The 6000-nt window shown below is 39.1% G+C and carries 7 protein-coding genes; 6 read left to right on the plus strand and 1 reads right to left on the minus strand.

Annotated elements, in window-relative coordinates:
• Nucleotides 1-233: 233 nt before the first annotated feature.
• Nucleotides 234-1658: an L-serine ammonia-lyase gene (locus BGO88_RS02175; protein ID WP_286705784.1), complete on the plus strand. Its 1425-nt coding sequence runs from the start codon at nucleotides 234-236 to the stop codon at nucleotides 1656-1658.
• A gap of 119 nt (nucleotides 1659-1777) precedes the next feature.
• Nucleotides 1778-3130, plus strand: a complete 1353-nt coding sequence (locus tag BGO88_RS02180) for a sigma-54-dependent transcriptional regulator (protein WP_286705785.1) — start codon at nucleotides 1778-1780, stop codon at nucleotides 3128-3130.
• Nucleotides 3131-3164: 34 nt separating this feature from the next.
• Here the strand turns inward: BGO88_RS02180 and BGO88_RS02185 are convergent, their stop codons facing one another.
• Nucleotides 3165-3707 (minus strand): hypothetical protein, encoded by a 543-nt coding sequence (locus BGO88_RS02185; protein WP_286705786.1) that lies wholly within the window; start codon nucleotides 3705-3707, stop codon nucleotides 3165-3167.
• A gap of 141 nt (nucleotides 3708-3848) precedes the next feature.
• On the opposite strand from BGO88_RS02185, the gene BGO88_RS02190 reads away from it, so the two are divergent.
• The 4 genes from BGO88_RS02190 to BGO88_RS02205 all read left to right on the plus strand — a co-directional run.
• A complete protein-coding gene (locus BGO88_RS02190; RefSeq protein WP_286705787.1) occupies nucleotides 3849-4745 on the plus strand; it encodes a winged helix-turn-helix domain-containing protein in 897 nt (298 codons plus the stop codon).
• Nucleotides 4746-4916: 171 nt separating this feature from the next.
• The gene (locus BGO88_RS02195) at nucleotides 4917-5198 is read left to right on the plus strand and encodes a DUF7674 family protein (protein ID WP_056066617.1); all 282 of its coding nucleotides are present in this window, start codon (nucleotides 4917-4919) and stop codon (nucleotides 5196-5198) included.
• 84 nt (nucleotides 5199-5282) lie between these two features.
• Nucleotides 5283-5360 carry a K(+)-transporting ATPase subunit F gene (gene kdpF, locus BGO88_RS02200; RefSeq protein WP_101472456.1) on the plus strand — a complete coding sequence of 26 codons (78 nt, stop codon included), beginning with the start codon at nucleotides 5283-5285 and terminating at the stop codon, nucleotides 5358-5360.
• 3 nt (nucleotides 5361-5363) lie between these two features.
• Nucleotides 5364-6000 (plus strand): potassium-transporting ATPase subunit KdpA (locus BGO88_RS02205; protein ID WP_502686497.1); only part of this gene is annotated, 637 nt, incomplete at its 3' end.

The following is a 6000-nucleotide window of genomic DNA, read 5'->3' on the forward strand; positions in this document are numbered from 1 at the left end:
TGTTTAAGTGTTTGTGCTTCAAATGTAGGAAATTAACCTTTAGAACTTAAAAGTTACTAACTTGGATACTAAATTTTGTTAGAAAACGAAGAATTCGCAAAATCGAGTTCTCTTATTTCACTATTTCTGTGAGGTGAGCAATTATGCCCCACCACTATTGTAGATTTAATAAATTTACAACGTTTTCGCAATCGTAAAAAATATATATTTGCATAAAATTGCCTCTCATAATTATGGAAGAATGTATCTCGGTATTTGATATGCTTAAAATTGGCGTCGGACCCTCAAGTTCCCACACTCTTGGGCCTTGGCGTGGTGCAGAACGTTTTTTGAATGAACTTCGTGAAGAAAATATATTAAGCAAAGTAATCCGGATTAAAGTAGATTTGTTTGGCTCGCTTTCCCTAACCGGAAAAGGCCATGCAACTGATTTAGCGGTTATGCTAGGGCTTACCGGCGCAGACCCGGAATACATTCCTATTGACAGTATCGACAAGACCATTTCTGAAATAAGAAAAAACAAGCAGTTGCATTTGGCTGGCGAAAGAATGATTCCGTTCGATATGGATACGGATATCGTATTTAATAAAAACTTCCTGCCTTTCCATTCTAACGGTTTTACATTTACGGCCTATACGCCGGATGGCGAATACGAATCGACATTCTATTCTATTGGTGGCGGTTTCGTAGTTAAGGAAGAAAGAACAAATGCCGCTAAAAAGGAAATCATTAAATGTGCTTTCCCTTTTCCAATACAAAATGCGGTAGAATTACTCGACTATACAGTCAAAGAAAATAAAAGCATTTCCGAAATCGTTTATGAAAACGAAAAATCAATGCGTACTGAGGAAAACATCCACAGCGAATTGATGCGTATTTGGAATACAATGTTAGAGTGTATGTATATTGGTTGCCATTCCGAAGGCATCCTTCCCGGAGGATTAAACGTTCGAAGAAGGGCTTTTGACATGCATCAGAACCTTATCGGGCTGGCAAATTACAGTACACCACAGGAATGGTTGGAAACTATCCGCAAAACGGAAGTAAAATTCCGCCAAATCCTGAAATGGGTAAGCTGTTTTGCTTTGGCTGTCAATGAAGTCAATGCCTCCTTGGGAAGAGTCGTAACGGCTCCTACTAACGGAAGTGCGGGAGTTATTCCAGCCGTGTTGATGTATTATATGGTTATCGAAAACCATCAGGCAGGAGAAAAAGAAATCAAGCAATTCCTTATGGTAGCCGGAGAAATTGGCAGTATTTTCAAAAAAGGAGCTACCATTTCAGCCGCTATGGGAGGTTGCCAGGCAGAAATAGGCGTTTCTTCCGCTATGGCGGCAGGAGCCTTATGCGAGTTAATGGGAGGAAGTCCGGCACAGGTGCTTATGGCCGCAGAAATTGCCATGGAACACCATTTGGGAATGACCTGTGACCCAATTGGGGGATTAGTACAGATTCCGTGTATTGAAAGAAATACGATGGGTGCCATTAAGGCCATCAACGCAGCAGAACTGGCTCTTGAAACTGACCCTAAAAATGCCAAAGTTCCTTTAGACAAGGTAATCAACACTATGTGGGAAACCGCAAAAGACATGAATACGAAATACAAAGAAACATCAGAAGGCGGACTGGCTATTAGTGTGAATATGGCCGACTGCTAAAAAGACAGCAAGATAAAAGTACAGCAACCTGAAATTTCAGGTTGTTTTTATTTATACCCTATTGCAAAACCAATTCCGCAAAACACTAATTTTGCTTAAACTCTTATTCCCTTTTTCGCTTGAAAAAAATTCTCATCATTGACGACGAAGAAAAACTAAGAAGCCTCATGGCCCGGATTATCGGTCTTGAAGGTTTTGAAGTCATTGAAGCCGGCGACTGCAAATCCGGACTAAAAAAGATAGAACAGCATGCTTTTGATGTTGTGCTTTGCGATGTCAAGCTTCCCGATGGAAATGGTGTTGACCTGACCCTAGCTATAAAAGAAAAATCACCGCAAACCGAAGTGATTCTGCTTACCGCATACGGAAACATTCCTGATGGTGTACAGGCCATAAAAAATGGCGCTTTTGATTATATCGTAAAAGGTGATGATAATAATAAAATTATCCCGCTGCTTCATCGGGCTATTGAAAAGGCAAACCTGACAAAACGTATTGCCCAGTTAGAAGCCAAACTCGAAGATAAGCTTTCGTTTGACGGAATTATAGGCGATTCCAAATCGCTGTTGCAATCCATCAATCTGGCTAAAAAAGTAGCACCTACGGATACTACCGTGCTGCTAACCGGAGAAACCGGTACAGGAAAAGAAGTATTTGCAGCTGCTATCCATCAATCAAGTTCAAGAAAACATCAGAATTTTGTGGCCATAAACTGTTCGGCTTTTAGTCATGATTTGCTCGAAAGCGAAATGTTCGGCCATATAGCAGGTTCATTCACCGGAGCTACAAAAGACAAAAAAGGACTGTTTGAGGAAGCCAATGGCGGAACAATATTTTTAGATGAAGTTGGTGAAATGGCATTGGACCTTCAGGCAAAACTGTTACGTGTCATTGAAAATGGCGAATTCCTGAAAGTAGGTGAAAACAAACCTACCAAAGTTGACGTACGGATTATAGCCGCTACCAATAGAGATTTGCCTAAGGAAATAGAATCAGGGCATTTCAGGCAAGATTTGTTCTACCGTCTTTCCGTATTTCAAATCCAATTGCCTGCCTTGCGGGAACGCGTTACTGATATTGAACCGCTTGCCAAACATTTTCTGAATTTCTTTTCACTGAAAACCAATAAAAAAATCAAGGCACTATCTGATGAATTTGTGCAGTTACTAAAATTGCATACCTGGCCGGGAAATATACGTGAACTAAAAAATGTATTGGAACGCAGCGTTATTCTGGAAACAGAAGCCATTCTGACAACCGATTGCCTTCCTATGGAAATACAGCAGTTAAAAACAGCCAATACTTCCGGAGAATCTCCTCTATTGTCAGCTTTTTCTCTGGCTTCTGCCGAAAAAATCCATATCCAGAAAGTATTGAACTATACGAACCATAACAAAACCGAAACCGCAAAACTGCTGAATATTGCTTTGACAACACTATACAGAAAGCTGGAAGAATACAAAATCAGCTAAAAATTATATTACCGGCAAGGTATGCTCCATTTACTTAGCAGCCGTCTTTGCGAGGGGCACGTTTGTAAATTATTTTACCATCTTGTTCTACATAGTCGACCGATACAATTGGATAGTCATACTTAGGTGCGTATGACACAAAATGGCTTCTTATAATTATTTTGTCGTTAGCTTTCAGGCTCCGCAATTGTTGAAATTCATTAGACTTTTCCAACCCAAAACTGAGAATGTAATAATCGTCATTAATCCCGGCCATCACTCCAAAACCTAATCGGGAGCCTGGCGGAAGCGAAAGAGAGGTTATAATAGCTTCCATATTGGCGGAATAACTTATATAGCTTCTTATCTTAGCAGCACTGGCAAACACTTTTTTACCTTCGGGTGACGTTTCCCATTTTTTGTATTGTATACCATCAGGGGAAGCTTCCCATTTTTTCCTTTCGGCTTTCGCTTCAGCAGCAGTAAGTGGCTTTGAGACTGCTTTTTTAGAAGTTTCATTTTTGATTTCGCAATTAGCAAATACGAACCCGCTTACCACAACCAGGGGTAAAATCAGCGCATAAATAACTTTTCTCATTTTTTTGTAATTTTAATTAGCATTCTTTTATTTTTCATATCCTATTGAAATTGTTTCAGCGAAACTACTTTGTTATTTTTGGGTTTGAGGGAGTTAGATTGTAAATTAAAATGTAACCTTTGTAAATAAATCGTAAATAGTATGTCTGATAGCCGAAATCTCTTCTCCGGGAAACGTAAGTATCTGTTTGGATTAATATTACTTTCGTTTATTTCAGTAATCTTCGCAGCTTTCAGCATGGCGGATAAGGACGATTTTAATATCGCCAGAAGGGAAGTTTTGCTTCGCAAAATCGGACATGAACTACTTTTACAATCCGGAGACAGTGTATCGAGAGTTCTTCCGGTAAAAAAGATTGCAGAAAATGAATACCAGATTAGTTTCGAAAAGGAATTTAGTTTTCAACCGGACTCCCTGGCGAATACAACCCGGGGTTTGTTAGCTAATGACCCTTTGACATCCGATTATGTTGTTAATGTCATAAACTGTGGTAATTCCGATGTAGCTTATGGATATGCCATATCCAAAAACAGAAAAGAGGACAACATACCCTGTATAGGCAGAATACAACCCAAAGCATGTTACATAATCAACATTAAATTCAAACCAACAGGTATAAATACAGCAAAGAATGGGTATCTTTTGGCCGGCCTGCCGTTTTTAGCATTGGTTGGTTTTCTTTTTTTAAAATCTGGTACAACCCGAAAGCGAAAAACATTACCGGACAGTAAGGATACCGACACCTTCACTTTAGGTTCGGTTTTGTTCGATGCTAAGAATCGGAAACTGACAACAACGGAAAAGACAATAGACTTAACAGGAACAGAAACCCGTCTACTGCTTATTTTCGCATTATCACCCAATGAAACTATAGAAAGAAGTCGTTTGCAAAAAGAAATATGGGAAGACGAAGGTGTTATTGTGGGGCGCAGTTTGGATATGTTCATATCAAAACTTAGAAAAAAATTGGAATTGGACTCCAACATCAATATCGTTGTTATACGCGGCAAAGGATATAAGCTTGAGATTAGCTCTTAAAGAAATTAAATACCTATCGTTTTGAAAGTACCAACCCTATCGTTTTGATAGGGTTTTTCTTTTTGGTTACAGTCCAAAAAAATATAATTCCTAGATACTAAAGGGTTTACACAGTTTGCCCAAAAATTGGTTCTGAATTTGGCATAAGGCATCAAAAATATCTTAATCATTATGAGAAATTTCAATGATAGCCTAATCAAAAAAATGGAGCGCCTTGCCGAAATAACCATCAGCAGCCTCCAGCTCGGTAAAATGGCACGTACCAAAAGATGCCTTGCACTTGCCGAGGAATTGCTCATCAAGGGCAATAACGAAATGAAAAACGCAATTACCAATGTCTATCTGTTTTCCGTATCGCATTATATGGAAATAAACCGGTTGGAAACATCGAGACTACTGCCAATTGCGCTTCACAAAGAATACGTCAAACAAATTAATGCTTCCGGAGTATGATAGTCGCCATTCTCACCATCACAGGGCTGCTCTGCTTTGCCCTTTTCTATGTTTCCATCTACTATTTCGATAAAATCTAAAATTATGATAGCCTTATTAATTATTGCTCTGGCTGTTTTTGCCTACATCGTTTACGTCTTACTTAAACCTGAAAAATTTTAAACCATGAATACCGAAATTACAGGAATTATAGCCATGTTTGTCCTGACACTGCTTCTGGCAATACCGTTAGGAAAATACATTTCAAAAGTATATTCAGGGCAAAAAACTTTTTTGGACCCAGTTTTTCAGCCCATTGAAAAACTATTTTATAAAATAAGCGGTATCGATTCCAAAAAAGAAATGAACTGGAAACAGCACATGGTTGCGTTGGTTGCCATTAATGTTGTCTGGTTTGTTTTAGGAATGATTGTGCTTCTCTGTCAAGGTTGGTTGCCGTTGAATCCAGATAACAATCCCAACATGACGCCTGACCTGGCTTTCAACACCATTATTTCCTTTTTAGTAAACTGCAACCTGCAGCATTATTCCGGAGAAACCGGAGTCAGTTATTTAAGTCAGTTGTTTTTAATGTTCCTTCAATTCGTTTCTGCGGGAATCGGATTGGCTGCAGCTGCTGTACTTTTCAATGCATTAAAAGAAAGAACAACGGAAACGCTGGGCAATTTTTACAATTACTTTATCAAGTCCTGTACCCGTATTCTTTTGCCTATTTCCGTAATCGTAGCAACTATTTTGCTTTTTAACGGAACTCCAATGACGTTTGAAGGGAAACAGGCAATGACAACGCTTCAGGGGGATT

Origin of the sequence: Flavobacterium sp. 38-13 (genome assembly GCF_001899155.1) — a bacterium.
GTDB classification, from domain to species: Bacteria; Bacteroidota; Bacteroidia; order Flavobacteriales; family Flavobacteriaceae; genus Flavobacterium; species Flavobacterium lindanitolerans.

Coding starts and splice junctions, on each gene's coding strand:
- BGO88_RS02185 (WP_286705786.1), bottom strand. CDS start 3,707: ATGAGAAAAGTTATTTATGCGCTGATTTTACCCCTGGTTGTGGTAAGC.
- BGO88_RS02175 (WP_286705784.1), top strand. CDS start 234: ATGGAAGAATGTATCTCGGTATTTGATATGCTTAAAATTGGCGTCGGA.
- BGO88_RS02190 (WP_286705787.1), top strand. CDS start 3,849: ATGTCTGATAGCCGAAATCTCTTCTCCGGGAAACGTAAGTATCTGTTT.
- kdpF (WP_101472456.1), top strand. CDS start 5,283: ATGATAGCCTTATTAATTATTGCTCTGGCTGTTTTTGCCTACATCGTT.
- BGO88_RS02195 (WP_056066617.1), top strand. CDS start 4,917: ATGAGAAATTTCAATGATAGCCTAATCAAAAAAATGGAGCGCCTTGCC.